A 17,861-nucleotide genomic window follows, 5' to 3' on the forward strand; every position below is an offset into this window, starting at 1 on the left:
CATGTTAAAACATCAGCTCAATGGATGTTCGCCATAAGTCCTAGAGCTTGGAATGCTATTTTTTTCATTTCGATATTTTTAAATGCAATAAAGCCACCATTCAATAAACTACTTCGTTGATTATATAAAAAAGATCTTCCTTTTAAATCAACCAAACCACCACCAATACGCTCAATCAGACATTGACCTGCACTGGTGTCCCACTCGCTTGTCGGATGAAACCGCGGATAAATATCAACCTTTCCTTCAAGCATCATGCAAAACTTATAGGCACTACCTGCTTTAAACTCTACAACATCAACTTGCTGTTTTAAGATATTCAAATATTCAGCATATTCGGACCGACCTTGACTACTTTGACTTAAACCCACTTGAATGACTGCAAATGGTTCATCTTCTGCATATTCCAGCCATTTTCCGGTTTGAATCTCAAATTTCAACGGTAAACCTTGCTTCGGACAAATATAGAGCGTTTGCTCGGCTGGAATTGCCAATATCGCGAAGACCGTATATGCACCTTCAACCAAACTTAGGTTAATGGTAAACTCAGGTCGTTTATGCAGGAATTCTTTGGTTCCATCCAGTGGGTCCAGCAACCAGAAGTTTTGCCATCGCTTACGCTCGGTATTGTCGCCTTCTTCTGACAATAAAGGGGTCTCAGGAAATTTTTTCTTTAATGCTAGGGTGATAAATTCATTGACCCGATAATCGGCTTGCGTTACAGGCGAATTGTCACTTTTTTTCTCGACATCAAAATCCCCACCTGCACAATAGGCCTGATATTCCACTCGCAAAATTTCACATGCCTGTGTCACAATAGGTACAAGCTGTAAAATTAATGCATCTTGTGGTGCTGTTGTTATTTTGAACATAGATTACCTATATATGCCGAATTATTCAGAAAAACCGACCATCATTTTTGATATGGGTGTACTAAAACATAAGTTATTATTTTAATTAAAATTTATTTAATCAAAATACTTTACCTGATTTTTATGTACACACATTTGTACACTTTGAAAAATCTGCTATGTACATTATAGCTTAGCAAGCATCGAAAATATAAAGCCCTCACTTGAAGGCTTTTTCTTCCGGCCATACTTCACTTAATCGCTCGACATCAATTGCGTGTCCATCTGCTTTTTCTGCCATGCTTCGATATTCTGCTGTGCATGCTTCGAGTAACTCACTGTTGGTAATGGTGTACTCAACGATGGTTTGATGGGAAGCTGTGGACAAACGCTTGTTGGCTTCACTGAGTTGCTTTGACAGCCCATTATTAGCCAACTCAGCACTACGAGCGGCAGCATTCGCATCTTGTATTTTTTTAATCGCATTTTGTTCTACCTCAATATATTTATCTGACCATGTTTGCATGATGGTGGCTTTTTCTTCTTGAGCCTGATCAATTGCATCTTCATAGGGTTTAATAGCTTTGGCCACACGTACATCACATGCGGTTTCAGCTTTGCGTAAATCGCCTGCTAAACCATTCACATGCCAGGCTTGAAAAAATAAGCACAACAAAAGCACAATGATCAAAGTCCAACGCTTGTTGTTCCAAATAATTAATAGGAATGGCATTAGTTAGCCCCCATGCATTTGCTGTGACGTTCCACCTGTCGCACCCAAACACCATAGCAATTGTTGGATCTAACCGAACAATCGCGCTTTGCTGCATACTTCCATTTCAATAATGAATCGCAAGCCTGTTTATATTTGCCTTGCTTTAAATTGCGAAGCATTGAAGATGATGACCAGGCACCAGTACCGAACTGATAAGTGAAGTCCATATACAGGTCATATTCAGTCTGGGAAAGTGGAATGCCCAAAAGTGATTTATTGAAAATCTTGGCATCTTTATCGATGTGGAATTTCAGATATTCAGTGGCTTGTTTTTGTGTGATTTTTGGATCAGTCATTTTGACTTTTTGGCCGTTTGGATAAACCGTGGTGCCAGTGCCGATCGTGGCCACACCTACACTATCTTTGTACGGAACTAAAACCGTGCCTTCTTTACTTTGCGTATACGCAATACCACCCACACTGATTGCCGTAAGCATGGTTACGATATATTTAGTCTTGTTCGACATCACATTTCCCCCTGCGCAACATAAGTTCGAATTCGTGTAATTCTTGAGCGCGTTGATCCTCTTTTTTCTTGTAGTGCCAATTGATTAGAAAACTAAATACACTGACCAACAAACCCAATAGACCGATTGCCAGGCCAATAATTGTGACTGGATCAAGACCTGTAAACTTCCCAAGAATTGAAGCACCTCCACCCACCACACTTGTTTTAACTGCGGATGATGTAACCACACCTGTCGTTTCTATAATTCCTTGCGCATGATCTGACATGCCGCCCCCTAAATTTTGGCAATAAAAAACCCTGATCCAATTAAAGATCAGGGTTGATGGTGGTTTGTTGGGTGTTATTTAAACTTCAATACAATGTATCCAGCATTAGGACTATTTACGACATTCAAATAAATCTGTGAAGTTGTAGCTTTACTTATCACACTTACATTGTTTGTTTTTTCATGAACTGTAAATTCACGATTTTGCAAACGAGGTGGCAAGTCAATAATGTCAACTTTTGAGACGCTCGGCTTATAGTCGATAAAGTAGTAATCCGCATCTTTATCATATACAGCATAAGATGAAATTTTACTTACATCAGGGGCAGGAAAGTACTTTCTATAACCCTTGCCACCAAAGTAATCACCAACAGCTAAGTTTGAGATAGATGTTGTATCTACAAGTGAATGGTAGATTTTAAGTGTTGTATTTACACGTCCTGCTTTCGTTGTCGTTAATACCTTGCGTCTTGTCGGCTCTGCATCTAAAGCGGGTAGCAGACCAAGACTGAATCCACCAACACTTGATCTCTGAATGTAGCGATCAACTGGGTTTACGGTTTGGTCTACCTTATCTGGCGTAAAATCAATTGCAACTGTCGGCTTCTGTGTTAAAGCAATATCCACACCTTTGGTAAAATCGTAACTGATTGAATCCTGAGAAAATGGTAAAGATTTTGGGACGTAGTAAGTTAAACCACTACCTGCGATTTTAACGCTTTGAAGCATCATAAAATCACGAAAGGAAGTTGCTTTCAACACAACAAAATCGCTCGTAATAGTGCAACCACCATCGCTATCAAATGCATAAGAATTATTAAACTGTAGGAATGGGGTAATAGATTCATACGAAGTGATTTTCTTACCCTTATTGGCAATTACATACGCAACTATATCCGATTTCAAAAGCAATCCATAACTCTCAGACACCGTGAAATCCTGTTTGTACGAAACTTCCTGAGTTTTATAATCAAGAGGAATCCCATCTGCCGACAGCGATGTCTTATGCTTATTCAGAACTGGATAAACCTGAACTGAAGCTGTGCTGGTTGCATTAATAGTTGCTGTGTTTGTTGCCCCTGATTTATGTGTAAACACTAGATTGGATGCACTAAACGATGTGTTAGTAATCGTCTGTGTCATAACAATTGTATTTGCATCAGGAATATCTAAAATAATACATTCACGACCTGCGGCATCTGTCCATAAGGAACCAATATCAGCTACAGTTTTACCGTGGGCAGCAAGTGTAATACTCCCTCCCATATAGCCATGGTTTGCTGAAATTTGAGCATCTGCAATGTATAGTGGCGCAACATCATCTGACATTGTGGCAATTGTGACACCGCCGATTTTAGCTTCAATAAAGTTGAACACTTGAGATTGCGTCAAAGAGAATGCCCGTTTTAATTTCACAGTTTGTTCAACTGTTTTCGCTTTGATTGTAAGATCGTCTCCTACAACACTCGCGGTAGCTCCAATGCCTCCTACTCCACCTGCCGAGACTTCGGGATAAATAGCTTCCTTTTTCAATTTGATAGAAGGTGTACCACTTTCATAAGCGGTTGCGACATTACCCAACTCTAACTGAACATTACTGTAATTTTGATTACTTGGCTGATACAGGTTAGCGATTATGAAATTAGCACCAACTGGCACTGTAAATGTATGAGGAAAAACCAAAGGACGTTCATGACTAATTGGAGTTATTGTTGAGTTACTTGAGAAGAAAGACAGCCATGAATACCCGAAAGTACCGCTCAAGGTATACGTCTGCCCTGCCACTACTGGGATATAATCTGTAGTCCCCCAACCTGCTGCTTCCCTTAATACGCCACTTGTATTTAGATAAAAATCCTTCTTAATATTATTTTCATTGATCAGGTTTTTACCCGACGGCTCAAATATAATTTCATAACTCTTGGGTAGTTTTAACTCGGCTTTCAAGGCATCTAATTGAGGTGAAGTTGCTTGTTTTATCCAACCACGCCAGAGTGATGTTGTTGGGTTATATGTATCGATATAAACATTGCCTGAACTGGCAGCATAATAAACTTGAATCATGATAGCCCAGTTATCGCCTGCACTATTTAATATGCCTAAATTTAGTAAATAACCGCTATCTAAAACAGGATAACCACGCTCAGGAGTGGCGTTACTACCGCCAACTTGATAGTGCCAGCCCACGGTTGTTAGCGATTTAATGTTTTGAGTTGTCAATCGTACAGGTTTAGCGAAAGGGTTTTCGTCAACATAGTTTTTTGCTTGCTGAAGCGGATCATAAATCGATTTGGAGAATGAAGATCCGTTATATTGCCAGTCGCCATTTTTAGCTGAATCAGGGTCGTTAGTCACTGTAACTTTAGAATTTGCTGGAATGGTCGCTTTGGCCGCATCCATTAGTGCATAGGTTGTGTATGACTTGTTACCAACTCCAATTGAATTAACTTGCGTCTGTAAGTCAGCTTCAGCCGCTATAGCTCTAGCATTCTCACTATTAACCTTCTGCGTAGTTAAAATGGCTTCTTGGTTTATGCGCTCATTAAGATTTATTTCAGCTAAATAAGCACGCTGAGCCTCATTATCAATAAAGCCTTTTAGTTGATTATCACCAGATATACGCGCTAAAACTTCACCTGGTAAACCATTCACATTTCCAGATACTAAAGAATCTATTATTTTTTGAAGTAAAGAAGTACCACCACCGATTTTTACTTCAAATTCTTGTAAAACAAACCAAAGCTTATCAAGATCAGCATTCAACGAAGTAGCATTAAATGAATTGTCATAAGACTTGAATTGAGTGTTTCGGACTAATGGTGAATTACGATAAATTTTTATTACCGAATTAACCAATGGTGGTTGATTAAAAACAACTTCTCCATTTATTAATGACCATGCACCAGTTATTGGTTTAATATCATTTACAGTAACAACTAAATGGTCTTGAGAATCACAAATAAAGTTCAATGTAAATTTCTTAGTTGTACCATTTGCTACATATTCTTTGTATGGCGTTTGTTCAGGTACTGCCATGATTTATCCCCTAATCGAAATCTAAGGCGGCTTCAACTTCACCACCGTTTGTCCTCCAATTAGGCGATTCATTAGCTTCATTTTGTCTGTGTATTTTGCCGATGCGTTCTGGTGAATCAGTGACAGCACCTGCTAAAGAATCTAGATCATCATCTGGCTGTTCGGTAATTGCAGGGTTGAACATACGCATATTTTTGTATTGTCTTGAGCTGTTTTCACCTTCTTCTGGTGTGTCAATGACTGATGTATGAACCCATAAAAGACCTGACATTAATGGCCCTTCCAGTGCTTCCAGAATGCGTTTATTTTTAGCACTTGTGTTATGAACTTCTTTTACACCACAACGGATACGACGTGCTTTCAATGCGCCTTTTAATGCTGCAGGTGCAAAGTTACCGATACCGTTAGTTTCAATCGTTAGGCTCGGAACATTGAATTGCTCAATCAGGTCGCATAATTGCCATACTTGACCACCTGTAATGTTTCCGTGTGCATCATGTGTGACGACTTCACCAGTCAGTGCAATAGATCTGTGCCAGTACTTCGCGCCAAAGTCATCATGTAAAACCAAAGCCACGGATGAAATATCCGATTTAAGCTTGCCGGATGATGGGTCCCATCGCATAGTGAGACCAACAATTTGCCGATCACCCAGCATCATGATGTATTTGCCGTTGGCACGGCGCAGGACTGGTTCACAGTCATAAGGAATCATCTTGTCAGGATCAAGACGCACATCACCAACTGGTTTTGCATGCATCTGATATTGCGAATCCCATTCATTCAGGGTTTTACATTCCTCACGTCGGCTTGTCATTTCCTCCGCATCAAAACGTTCGGCCCATATTCCTTCTGAATAAAAGTCAGCAATGTAATGGTCTTCAATAAGAATGATTTTGTATATATTCCCCTTTTTACTACATAAATAATCTTTTCCTTTTTCTAAATATTTAGAACCTTTGCTAATGCCTGCAAAAGCATGAACTGGATCAAAATCTAATAAATACATTTGACCAGCTTTGGCATTTTCAATACGTTTTTCATCCTCAAACATTTTTAGCACCAATATGTCTACTTTCTTTAATTTCTTAATATCGTCATACAGCGAATCATGTGAGTGAGGTGTTCCAATCCAGAGCTTTTTAGCCTTAGGTAAAGCAATATGTGTTTGTTCACTAAGCCTAAAACGCAGCTTTTCACGTGCATCTGGTGTGCCGGTAGTTTTTGGTGTTTCTACGTCATCGTTTTGAATGAACCCGGCTCGATGTCCTGTTACTCCTGACAAAATACCTTTTGACAACATAGTGCCGTAACGAATATCTGTAGCACCTTTAACCCACCAACGTTCAGTTTCACCTTTTTTACGCTTTACATCTTCGTTATCAACACATAAGGGGTGATTCTCAAGGACGTTTTTTGTACCATTACTGCATTTGTATGCATCATCGTCAGTGGTGCCTTGATGCAGTATTAAAATGTCAGGCCAGCAATAGATTACCCACGCATTAAATACGTCCAATATGCTTGATTTAGAATGGCCACGTGGAAGCATGAGCAACCCAGTACGACCATTAAGATAAAAGTTTTCTAAGAACGTGCAGACCCGCACATGGAATGCGGGTACTTTCCAACCCTGAAATTCAGCCCAGAGTAGAAAGAAAGCGAGAAAACTAATCTTCGGTTTGCTCATTAGCTATATTTAGCCTTTAGTTTTTCCGCTTCAGCTTCGGCCTTCTTGATTAAATTTTCTTCGTGTTTGCGTTGAGTCTCTTTGTTTGCACTAATGGGCGACACATCGCCACGCTTGAAAGCGAGAACCTGCTGAACTTTAGTAATAGCGGATGCACATTGGTTTAAACCTTTATAAAGCCAAACCTTATTCCCTCTATCTTCAGGAGTTTCAAACTTGCATTCAGAAGCTGCATAAGCTATCTGAATCATGTCATCTGTCATCGTTTCAGACAGTTCTTCTAGTTCCTTGATTTGATCATCACGCATATAAAAATCCCCCGTATAAATTACTTATACGAGGGATGAAATGAAGGTTTGTTGGGTGTCCTACTTTATGGTCATAGATTGTTAATGATTTGGAATGTATGCTGATCAATCAACTATAACTAGGGGTACTTTTAAATGAAAAATTTCATCATTGCTGCACTTTTAGCATTACCAACAACTATGACTTTTGCCGGTTCATGTGACCATAGCTGGCAATCTGCTAAAGATGGTTCATCTTGTGGCGATCGTTCTGCTGACCGTCGTCCAGGTGGCCGTTAATTTTTAAGTAAAAAGGGGCTGCAAATGCAGCCCTTTTTTATTGCATAACTTTCTCAATATCTGGTGCTTGAATATCGCCCCAATCATCACCAAGCCAACGTGTACGATCATGCTGACGTTCTGCTTTACGCAATAATTTCTCACGGTAACCAGGTGCAATCATGTCCTGCATTTCATCAAAAACTAAACGGTTTGCAGCTGCTTTGGTGTACCACAGGTTTTGACCAGGTAATTTAGATTTCACTGCCTTGAATGCCTCATTCGCTGCATTGGTATCCTTGTCATCATAATACTGAGTGAAGTTACCTACCGTTAAACCTAAGGCTGTTTTAAAGTCTGCACCTAATGGCCCCATAGCGAAATCTGTAGCACTTCGCCCACTGGTATCAGTACCTGCCACAAGAATGTCACCTAAGATAGATAAGCCACCGCCTTGAACCGCTGAACGGGTGAAAAAATTAATCGTCTTTTGTGGATCTTCATTATCCCACATGGTTGATGGATCATTGCCGTTTGCGATTTCTTTAAGCTGTACAACCAAAGCACCTAGTAAAGTTGTCATGCCAAATATGGAAGCCGCATAAGCCGCTTTAGATGTGCCTTTTTCAAGACTCATGGCGCGTGATCCATGGCGCATAAGGAATGATGTGGGGAAGGATTTAAACTGAGTAATCCCTTTGATAATTTCACCCATTGCCGTGCCTTTTTTAGCACCGGCAGTCATCCATGTACGTTCACGTAATCCGGCTTCAACCACAGCCATTCCCTGCTCATCAAGTAAATGAGCCTGAAACTGTGATGCAATTTCATCTTTTACTTTTTGTGGATTGCCAAACTTGGTCAATTGGTCATCCGGAATTCCATAAATAGAACGTGCCGACATAAGCTGATTGCCTTTACGATCTACAACTGGATCAGCCAGGCGCATCACTTCCCATGCACGTTCACTCAATCCGGTTTTTTCCATGAGCTCACGGTCATCTGCGTGCAGGTCTGACCATGCTTTGTCACGGCTTAAACGTCCGTATTTCTCCATCAGCATTTTACTGAAGCCAACTTTTGAAGCTGCTGTTAATGCATTGAGTCCAGAAACACGCATGACCTGTGAAGCAATACCACTTGATACACGTGCCAACTTTTGAGACTTACCATGTACCGAAGTCAAGCCATCATCTGACCAACGTGCAATAGATCCGAGCATTTCTTCTGTGGCTAAACCCAAGCTATGTGCCAGTTCACGATCTTCTGAATTTTTAGGATTTAATTGTGTAAGTAATTCACCAAAGGTTTTACGGAAGGCAATGTTGTGAATAGATGCAATTTTGGCAATCATGGCCTGATCGGTGATAGATGAAAGTGTGGTACCACCCAACATCGATGCAACATTCATAGAACGATATGCCAGACCTAAATTAGCAAGTACTTCTGACTGTGGTGTGTTCTGCCCTGAAAACTCATCAAACATGGTTTGTGCACGTTTACGTGATTTACCTGTGACATTAGCATCAACACTTTTTGCCCAATCTTTTTTCTCTGCTGCATCCATCAAAATACGCATGGCATTACGCGGATTACTTCCTAGATTCTCAACCAGGGCGATATCTTTAGACAAGCCATTTACATGCGCTTCCACCAGATCTACAAAAGGCATACCACCAAAATCAGATTGATAATCTAACCAGGCATCGGCATCTTTAAAATGCAGCACACGACTTTCAGAATGTCGGCTGGTAACCTTGGACGATGAACCACCTGTAGCTTGACGACCTATTTCAGTTTTGTTGGCACCGTTACTGGTGAGCGTATCAAATGAGTATTCAAGCAATTCACGAATCTGTTGTTGAGAATAAAATGAACCATCCTCGTGCACGTATTTGGATGTATCAATCAGATTTTCAGCTTTATTTACCCATGCTTCTTTCCCGGCAATAGCGATTTTTTGCAAGTCATGTGTTTGTGGTAGTCCCCAATCATCAAGCTTACCAATATCACCACCGGATCTATTGAACCGCTGACGCATTCCTTCAAATACATCGCCCATCTTGTCAGATATATTCTTGGCCAGAGCATCCCCGGTGTCTTGTCCAAAACGCTCACGTACAATTTTTTGAACTAAATCTGCGTCAGTGAATACACCTAGACCGCCTTTAATGTTGGTGTAAAAGTCCACCAGATCACCACGGTAAATTGAAGCAATAGCACGTGATTTAGAATCAAGTGATTGAACACCTGACATATCACCATGAGGCGCAACCATGCGATCTACTACTTCACTGGCTGATAATTTTGGATGGTCAAGCTGTGCTAAGTTTTTAGATTGCGTCAAAATGTCTTGAGCCGCAATTTTATGCTTACGCTTTAATTGTTCTTGAATATCGGTTGCAACTTGTTTGCCTGCTTCAGTCAGTTTGTCGGCATCGGATAAATTGCGCCAATTTTGAATATCTTTTTTGGCTAAAGATTTCATTGCATCTTTGATACGGTTTTCAATGTCCCTGGCTTCTTGTTGGTTTAATGATTGTTTGCCGAGTGCTTTTGCAACGGCTGCTTTGCATTGGTCTTTCATAAAAAAATGCTCAGATAATTTTCATCATCTGAGCATGGTTTTAAATGTGGTTTATTGAGTATTACACATAACCTTTTTGGAACATTTTCACTTCATCCTTTAAATCCTTGAATTGCTGATCAGTCATAGTTTCACAAACATAAGAAGGGTGCTTCTGATCATCAAGTTTTTTACGATAAACCAATTCATCTTCAGAGAATTTTTCGCCTTTATCTTCCACCCTTTTCCCGTGCAATGGCCCACCAAGGCAAAGAATTTTTACTTCAAACATTCTATTTTTACCGATTAAATTTGATGAATCATTAAACGATTTATTGCCCAAACTGTAAAGCACAACTAATGGCTGTTTGTGCGGCTAAAGTATCTTGCTGAGCCTGTTTCGCTTCTGCTTCCAGCTCATTCAGCGGTAATCACTGAACCGTGTTCTGATTTTGGTAGTGAATTAACAAAGCCTCGTACAAAGTCCATTGATTGCTCGAGGTTAATATTTCCGTCTGAATTGATTTTAAGTAGTGATGAGTCGGGTAAACGGTCAACGTCACTTGATGCACGCTCAGATGCGCTGAATTGCGCTACATCAGACTCATTGGCTAACTTGGCGAATTGCACACGGTCTGTATCGGTCAGACGTGTACGCACTAAAACAGGGTTGTTTATGCCTGATATATCCCAACCTCGAGTATTTGCATATTCTTCAATATAAGCGCGGTATTCTTCAGCACGACCATTTTCATAAGCTTTACCGATGGCAAGTGTTCGACCATTACCAGACTCTACAACATTGTCCATGCCGATAATTGGAGCACCATCAGACAACTTATAAGACTCACCCAATAGTTCAGGACGTAAATCATTAGCCATGTTTTCAATTTGTTGACGTGATGCTTCACGTGTCCGGTCACGCGGCTGTAGTTCAGATGGGTAATTAGGATTTACGCCATATGCTGCATCATTTGATGCAATTAGCTCATCTAGTGATTTAACTTCATAAGCCATGTCATAGCTTGATCCGTCCATGCCGATAGCATGACTGGTGCCATTGCCACCATAACGTGCGCTTACGGTGTTCCACTTCTTACGCCACTTATCTATCGCTTGTCCTACAGACATCCCAGACATACCGTTATTATTTACAATGGCATCGGCATTCTTAGAGTCATATTTACGGACGATATCAATCAGCTTTGCATTTGGATCTGCTTTTAGAACTGCAGCTGCTCCACCTGGGCCAAGTAAATGACCTAAATATTGCTCATGTGCTACTGGTTCACGCCCAAGACTTCTACGCATATAGCTATCAGCCTGCTTAATGTGTTTTAGGCCAATGCGAATTTGCTCATCAATATTATTTTTATCACCTCCACCCAAGCCCTTCCATGTTTTAGCTAGTGGTTGAAATAAACCATATGCTGTTGATAGGCGCTTACCATCTTTACCTACTGGTGGTTGGGCTGTATGACTAAAATTGCTTTCTAGATGTGCAATGGTCAATGCAACACTCGGATCTACACCTTCTTGCTGTGCCTTACGTGCAATTGTTTTTGCATTGGTTGGTAAAGCCATAGAATCATAATTAACAGGTTTTTGCTTTTCTTCACCTTTAACAGGATGAACCACATTCACCGGACGACCTGCTTTTAAGCTCTCAACTGCACCATTCATATTTTTAAGATGGTTATTATGTTGAATTGGATTAGAGGGTTTAACCGGTGCGGCTGCATCCTCAAGCTGCATTTCATTCAATACCAATGCAGATTGAATTTGTGTATTTCTAGTCTCCAATGCATCTACATCAATATTATGTAGTTCTGCATCAATATCTTTATTTAAGCCTTGAGCATAACGACCTGCACCGAATAACAAGCCATTCAACACAAGTTCAGTGGTGACACTTTCAGCGGTAACTTCATATTTTTTGGCTTGTTTATTGTAGTCCTCTGATTTGAGAATTTCCCCACTTAAAGCCTGACCACCGGTAGATAATGCTGTTGCACCGCCAATAGATAATGCCGCATCTTTTACTAAACCGCCTGTGCCTTTAAAACCATAGTTAATAGGTAATGCAGCTGATGCCCCTGCTACCACACCATCAATTACAGCAACCTTTGCAGCCGTACCAGAATCTACACCTTTATGGGTTAAATCTTCATAGCTGTAATTGGTTTCAGATAATCCGGTTGCTGCCACTGCCCCCGCAGGACCTGCGACAAGTGAACCACCTAGGGCACGTGTGGCAAAGTCAGAAACACCAAAAGCGATATTGCCGATCAGACCTGTATTTTCTTTATCTTCAAGCTGCTCAACTTCCATGACCAGCTTGTTTTGACGCTCTTTATTTTTATCAGCATGAATTTCGGAAAATGATGGCTCACGTACATCAAGCGCCCCATCTAAACCTCCGTTTAATGTGTCGTTGACAGAATATCCAATGTGGTCAGCAACACGTTCAAAAGGCTTGGCAACCGCATCAACAACCTTTACCGCACCCGCTAAAGCACCACGAGGAATAGCTGATCCTGCACCATCAAATAAGCCGGGCTCTTTTTTCTGTTGAGTTGGTTTGTGCGCAATACCTTTGGCGTTTACTTCATCAACTTGACGCTGATCTTCACCTGAATATCCAGATAGCCAATTGCTCATTACTTGGTTACTCCATCAGGCATGTTCATGTAGTACAGCGGTTTGCCACGCTCATTGATCAAGGCATAACGGATCTGACCTTTAGGGCCGGTTGTGCCTTCACGGCGTAAACGTAAATCCTTTAATTCATTTTCAGGGATTTTGTATTTTTGAGAGATGGCAGAATAACGACCATCGACAATCGTTTCAAAACGCTCATCACTCATACCGTATGGTTTTGATACTTTCCATTTTGACTTTCCGCTTTTCGCTTCCCCATAACTCATCTGATCATACACGCCACCAGTTGCCATACTTAGTGCTGTGTTGGCTATAGAATCACTTATATCGCCCTTGTCTTTATGCTGATAGTTATCACGCTCAGCAAGGTGAGCGTAAATGGATTTAAAGCCTGAAAACGTCATGTTGGCGGTATTACCCGAAGCTGAATTGCCCACATAGTCATTAAATTTCTTTTTAAGCACGTCATCTTTAGGCATGATGAGTTGCTTGTTTTTAAGTGCCTGTGTACCACTCACAATTGCAGTTGCTACATCTTCGCCTTTATCTGACTTAAAGCCATTCATACGTGCAATACCTGCCAAGATATATGACTGGTCACCACCGCCTAACTGACCCAAAGTAGCCCCCCAGATTGCATGACCTTTTGTGCCGTATTTTTTTGCATTGGAAACCAAGCCGCCAATGAAATTGATTTTGTCATTTACCCCCATGCCTTCGAAAGCCTTTTTAGCTTCAGGTAAATCCTCGGCAGAAATCGGTGCAAGTTTTATATTTGCATCTTTAAGGGCTAACTGGCTTGTACCATTATCAATCGCTTTTTGTGTCCAGGAAGAAGGATTGGTTTTTAATTCAGTAGCACTGAGTTCATTAACTTTTAGACCTGTTTCACGTACCGCTTGATTCGGATTATCTTTGAGTAAGTTTAGTTTCTCCTGGTATAAACTTTCATACACACCTAAAACCTTTTCTTCAGTCACGGCATTACTGGTTGTACTGTTCTTCATCTTGGCTTTTTGCTGATTAATCAGCTCTAGCATTTGACTGGTAGACTTACGGCCAAAACTTTGAAAATTGGTAGACTGTTGTTTATAAAATTGATATTCACCCTCATGCTCAGTACCTTTTACCGCAGTACCTACATTCGCCAGATAGTCATCATCCAAAGCACGGCCTGTCAGAACCTGAGATTTAAACTCATTAAATACTTTGCCTGATTCTGTTTTGCGTTTATTTTCCTCAACTTCAACTTGTTTGGTAATGGCATCAATGCGGCTTAAAGCCTGTGCTTTCTTTTGCTGCGCCGTTGCACCGTCAAGATATGCATACTTGCCACCATCTAAATCAGTAATTAAGCCTTGTAGTCTTGCCGTATCTTTAGCTGATACAGCATCACTAATGACCCCATCGACTGACATCAAGTTACGAGTGGATTTGTATTTTTGGCGCATCTCACCCTTAGCGGCTTCAGATATATCAGCGGTGCTTAGATAGGTATCTAAATATTCCTCACCCTGTTTTTCTTCATAACGAGTTGCAATATCAAAAGCACGATCCACCAATTGAACAGACTTTTGAGCATCAGCACGAAGTTGTAACGGTAAAAAGCCGGGTGCCTGCTTAATCACGTTTTCATCCCAGTATTGCTTTAACTGTTTTTGAGCATGACCAGGCATTTCATTTTCAAGCTGCTTGTAACGATCTTGTGACCATTTCTGTAAGGTCGCATTTGCATCCTGCGCTTTACGTACTCCATTGGATACATCATTTTTAAGCAATGTCACCTGCTCGTTCATTTCAGTAGTAAGATATGAGCCAAAAGCCCAGTATTATCCGGTGAAATAATATCGCTCATGCTTTTAGCTCCAAATCTAAAACTGTGCCGTATTCGGTGAATCCAAAGTGTTTGTACAAACGAATGCATGCAGCGGATTCAACGTCTGTTGTGGTACCGCACTGGATGCGATCAGCACCCATCAATTGTGCCCACCGGATAAATGCTTGAATCAGCATGTAAGCTGCTCTGGATTTTCTAAACTCAGGTGCTACATACAGCACATCATCAAATGCAATTTTTATATCGTTGAACCAGTCACCACCCATGCGACCCACAAAACCACCAATGATTTGTTCCTGGTGCTCAACTAGAAAAATCACACCACCACCTTTAATCAAACTGGTGAAGTGCTTTTCTGCATGCTCAGTAACATAAGGACGGCTTTGATAATTCGGCGCTTCTTTTATAAATTCCTGCCCCAATGCGACCATTGCAGGCACATCGGGAAGCGTTGCTACACGTAATCGCATGGTTATTTCTCATTGATAGACATTTGCATAGCTATAGCTTGCAAGTGAAACGGTAGCGGTTTGTTGTGTGAAATTACCAAAGGCACTTCATGCAGACTTTCCCATGATCCACCTTCATGCAGGTGATAGCCTGTGTGGGGTTTTTGAGGTGCTAAAGGATTGTCGTCATAGGTGAATAATTCGATTAATTCGCCGTTGATTTCTGGTGCAATGGTTTTGTTAAAGAAGAAACTTATACGATCTACTTTTGCTTTATGCATGAGTGATGACATGGGTGCCTGGCTAAGTTCCGGTGGGAATAGCTCAACAATGCATTCGATAGCCTGACCAAAATTAATAGATTGCCCTGCCATTCCACCAAATGTCATGGTTGTACCATTGTCAGTAAATCCAACCTGGTAAACTGCATCACTATCACGCTGATAAGCTGAAATGTTGTTTAGATAGGTTACGCCTTTATCTACGGTATCAGTGACAAGATTTACACTACGTTGAGAATCAACCAAGGCATCAAAAGACAATTCTTCTAAACAAACAGTGCCACCGCGATTGATAAGCATGAATGCACGATCTGAACCCAGTTGAGTCGGAATGGAACTAATGCTAAGTACAGATCCACCGAAATCATGTTGCGCCCATGCAATGACTTCCTGGTCTCGGTTGAAGGTAATTGATGCTACTTTTCCATCACCCAATACACACCAGACAATATTTTCAGGTTCTTGTTGGTATGAAATCTCATTGATGCCTTTGTGGATCTCACCGATGTGAGAAGATAAAGAGCTGATCTCCGGAGAAACCAATCCGTCCACTTCAAAACGATAGGTCAAGGCACGTACACGCTCACCGCCACGTTGTACGAATAGCAATTCATTACCCACTCGTTCAGGTCGTGTGATTGGATAAGCACCATATGCACTGTGTTCGTTAATATTTACGGTTGTAGGCGTCAGTGCACCATCTGAATCAACCATGTATTCACCGCCCGATGTGAGGCATACCACACCGCGCTGTGCTTCTAAGAACAAAATACTGTTGGCTAGACCTGATGCTGAAACAATACTAAATGCATCGCCATCTTCTGTCGTTTCAAGGAAATTACCATTAGCACCCACACCACTAAACCAAATCTTATTTGGTGCTTTTTTTGTATTGGCCAGAACTAAACGCTGTTTATAGTAAGTGCAGCAACGAGGGTAGCCATTCACTCCATTGAATGCAGGAGGGATAATGCCCCATGAACGCTCAATTGCTAGAATATTGGCATCAAGCTTTTTAAGAATTTCGCCGTTGACCCAATCTGCATTGATGTACTGCGTAATTTTAATAATCCCGCCGTTTACTTCGATGTACTTGCCTATGTCTGCTGCAGTAAATACTGCCCCAAGCTCAGCTGTAGTGGGTGCCCAATCTGCGAAATTTAAATTAGGCTGCTTATTTGTGTTGTCTCGAAGTGATTGAAAATAAATACCAGTGTAAGCAACAACGTCACCCGCTAAATAAGGCTGTGTTTCAACCCAATTGTTGATTGCTTGAAGTGTGAATGATACGAATACCCCTAGATCTTTTCCTGATGATTGACCCTTTCGAAATGGGTAGCGTGCACTTTCAGAATCAGTCGGAACATGAGAATAGACAAACTCATTGATTTGCCAATTTCCGTAATCTGAATTACATGACAACCGATGAACAGGTACTTCACTATGCGTCATAAACATTTCATAGCGATACTGAACAAACTGTATGTTAGGTATTTGTTCTTTGGTGTATGGGCTTGCAAAATTAGCAATCCGAACCATGGTTTTAGGGTTGATAACCTCAATTAGATTAGGCTTCAAAACAATCAAAAATGAATTGTCCGAATTCACAACAAACGGAATTAAACGAACTGCAGTATTTTGATTGCTTAAAAAGAAAGTACCTGGTCTTTTCCGTACTCCACCTTCAACCAGTGGAATCACATTTTTAAGCGTCTTTGCGCCGTTGCTGTACTGCTGAATATCTGTACGTGTATACAGTGTGGGTGCTAATTCACCGGCACTGAAATTATTCTTCATGATGTGCTGTTTCATTAGTAGCGCACTCCCATCAATGAAGGGTAGTAATCTGCTGCAAAATCCTGTGCCGGACGTTCCTGGCCATTGATCGCACGTGCCTGTTTAAGCATATTTTGTAGCTTCTGCCATGCACTATCCGCTTCGGTTTGACTGCCTGTGATTGGCTTGGCAAGTTTATGGACCAGATACAGCGCCATGCATTCAGAAAATAATGAATCCCATAGTTTTTCATTGTCCTGATCTGCTACATACACCAGGTTAATTAGATTGGTATCAGCAAGAATATGACGTTCTTCAAACTCGTAACTGTATCCACCTGCACTAATGACGCGAATAAAATCCTTAGGTAATGGAAAGGCGTGGCTATAACCAAATGCTGGATAAGTTGTTACTGGTGCAAGCTGTACACGTTTCTTTGCAAATGACCATGGATGCATGCGAAGCAATGCACGACGTGATGAATCGTAGACAGCTGCACAACGACGTGCGTTTTCCGTATTGTCATCAAAGGATTGAATTGTCTTAGCACCAATCATGCTCAGTGCTTCATTGCAGATTGAAACTTTTGTAGTTGTCATAGAAAAAGCCCTCAAGTTTTAATGATCTTGAGGGCTTTTA

15 protein-coding genes are annotated in these 17,861 nt (G+C 41.0%); 1 reads left to right on the plus strand and 14 read right to left on the minus strand.

Features of this window, described 5'->3' with window-relative positions:
* Nucleotides 1-17: 17 nt before the first annotated feature.
* The 7 genes from AC3CAU_RS11175 to AC3CAU_RS11205 all read right to left on the minus strand — a co-directional run bounded on the left by AC3CAU_RS11175 (nt 18) and on the right by AC3CAU_RS11205 (nt 7,394).
* Nucleotides 18-872, minus strand: coding sequence for a 3'(2'),5'-bisphosphate nucleotidase CysQ family protein (locus tag AC3CAU_RS11175; RefSeq protein WP_131214447.1), 855 nt, complete (start codon nt 870-872; stop codon nt 18-20).
* Between the two features lie 199 nt (nt 873-1,071).
* The gene (locus AC3CAU_RS11180; protein WP_447052900.1) at nt 1,072-1,584 is read right to left on the minus strand and encodes a hypothetical protein; all 513 of its coding nucleotides are present in this window, start codon (nt 1,582-1,584) and stop codon (nt 1,072-1,074) included.
* Nucleotides 1,584-2,093 carry a lysozyme gene (locus AC3CAU_RS11185; protein ID WP_447052898.1) on the minus strand — a complete coding sequence of 170 codons (510 nt, stop codon included), beginning with the start codon at nt 2,091-2,093 and terminating at the stop codon, nt 1,584-1,586. The genes AC3CAU_RS11180 and AC3CAU_RS11185 overlap by 1 nt, the downstream gene beginning before the upstream one ends.
* Nucleotides 2,077-2,361 carry a holin gene (locus tag AC3CAU_RS11190; RefSeq protein ID WP_284066716.1) on the minus strand — a complete coding sequence of 95 codons (285 nt, stop codon included), beginning with the start codon at nt 2,359-2,361 and terminating at the stop codon, nt 2,077-2,079. Before AC3CAU_RS11190 ends, AC3CAU_RS11185 begins: the two co-directional genes overlap by 17 nt.
* Nucleotides 2,362-2,435: 74 nt before the next feature.
* Complete coding sequence (locus tag AC3CAU_RS11195) at nt 2,436-5,396, minus strand: pyocin knob domain-containing protein (protein WP_447052897.1); 2,961 nt, start codon at nt 5,394-5,396, stop codon at nt 2,436-2,438.
* A gap of 10 nt (nt 5,397-5,406) precedes the next feature.
* Nucleotides 5,407-7,086 carry a phage terminase large subunit gene (terL, locus tag AC3CAU_RS11200; RefSeq protein WP_447052896.1) on the minus strand — a complete coding sequence of 560 codons (1,680 nt, stop codon included), beginning with the start codon at nt 7,084-7,086 and terminating at the stop codon, nt 5,407-5,409.
* The gene (locus AC3CAU_RS11205; protein ID WP_447052895.1) at nt 7,086-7,394 is read right to left on the minus strand and encodes a hypothetical protein; all 309 of its coding nucleotides are present in this window, start codon (nt 7,392-7,394) and stop codon (nt 7,086-7,088) included. The genes terL and AC3CAU_RS11205 overlap by 1 nt, the downstream gene beginning before the upstream one ends.
* Before the next feature lie 135 nt (nt 7,395-7,529).
* On the opposite strand from AC3CAU_RS11205, the gene AC3CAU_RS11210 reads away from it, so the two are divergent.
* Nucleotides 7,530-7,673, plus strand: a complete 144-nt coding sequence (locus AC3CAU_RS11210) for a hypothetical protein (RefSeq protein ID WP_447052894.1) — start codon at nt 7,530-7,532, stop codon at nt 7,671-7,673.
* 37 nt (nt 7,674-7,710) lie between these two features.
* On the opposite strand, the gene AC3CAU_RS11215 is transcribed toward AC3CAU_RS11210, so the two are convergent.
* From AC3CAU_RS11215 to AC3CAU_RS11245, 7 genes are all read right to left on the minus strand, one after another.
* Nucleotides 7,711-10,239, minus strand: a complete 2,529-nt coding sequence (locus AC3CAU_RS11215) for a hypothetical protein (RefSeq protein WP_447052893.1) — start codon at nt 10,237-10,239, stop codon at nt 7,711-7,713.
* Between the two features lie 61 nt (nt 10,240-10,300).
* Nucleotides 10,301-10,510: a hypothetical protein gene (locus AC3CAU_RS11220; protein WP_447052892.1), complete on the minus strand. Its 210-nt coding sequence runs from the start codon at nt 10,508-10,510 to the stop codon at nt 10,301-10,303.
* Nucleotides 10,511-10,635: 125 nt separating this feature from the next.
* A complete protein-coding gene (locus AC3CAU_RS11225) occupies nt 10,636-12,879 on the minus strand; it encodes a lytic transglycosylase domain-containing protein (protein WP_447052891.1) in 2,244 nt (747 codons plus the stop codon).
* Nucleotides 12,879-14,663: a methyl-coenzyme M reductase gene (locus tag AC3CAU_RS11230; RefSeq protein ID WP_447052890.1), complete on the minus strand. Its 1,785-nt coding sequence runs from the start codon at nt 14,661-14,663 to the stop codon at nt 12,879-12,881. The genes AC3CAU_RS11225 and AC3CAU_RS11230 overlap by 1 nt, the downstream gene beginning before the upstream one ends.
* A 67-nt stretch (nt 14,664-14,730) precedes the next feature.
* On the minus strand, nt 14,731-15,186 hold the full coding sequence (locus AC3CAU_RS11235) for a GNAT family N-acetyltransferase (RefSeq protein WP_447052889.1): 456 nt from the start codon (nt 15,184-15,186) through the stop codon (nt 14,731-14,733).
* A gap of 2 nt (nt 15,187-15,188) precedes the next feature.
* Nucleotides 15,189-17,258 (minus strand): phage tail protein, encoded by a 2,070-nt coding sequence (locus AC3CAU_RS11240; RefSeq protein ID WP_447052888.1) that lies wholly within the window; start codon nt 17,256-17,258, stop codon nt 15,189-15,191.
* Nucleotides 17,258-17,821, minus strand: coding sequence for a phage connector family protein (locus AC3CAU_RS11245; protein WP_447052887.1), 564 nt, complete (start codon nt 17,819-17,821; stop codon nt 17,258-17,260). The genes AC3CAU_RS11240 and AC3CAU_RS11245 overlap by 1 nt, the downstream gene beginning before the upstream one ends.
* Nucleotides 17,822-17,861: the final 40 nt, after the last annotated feature.

Source organism: Acinetobacter sp. GG23 (assembly GCF_057766365.1).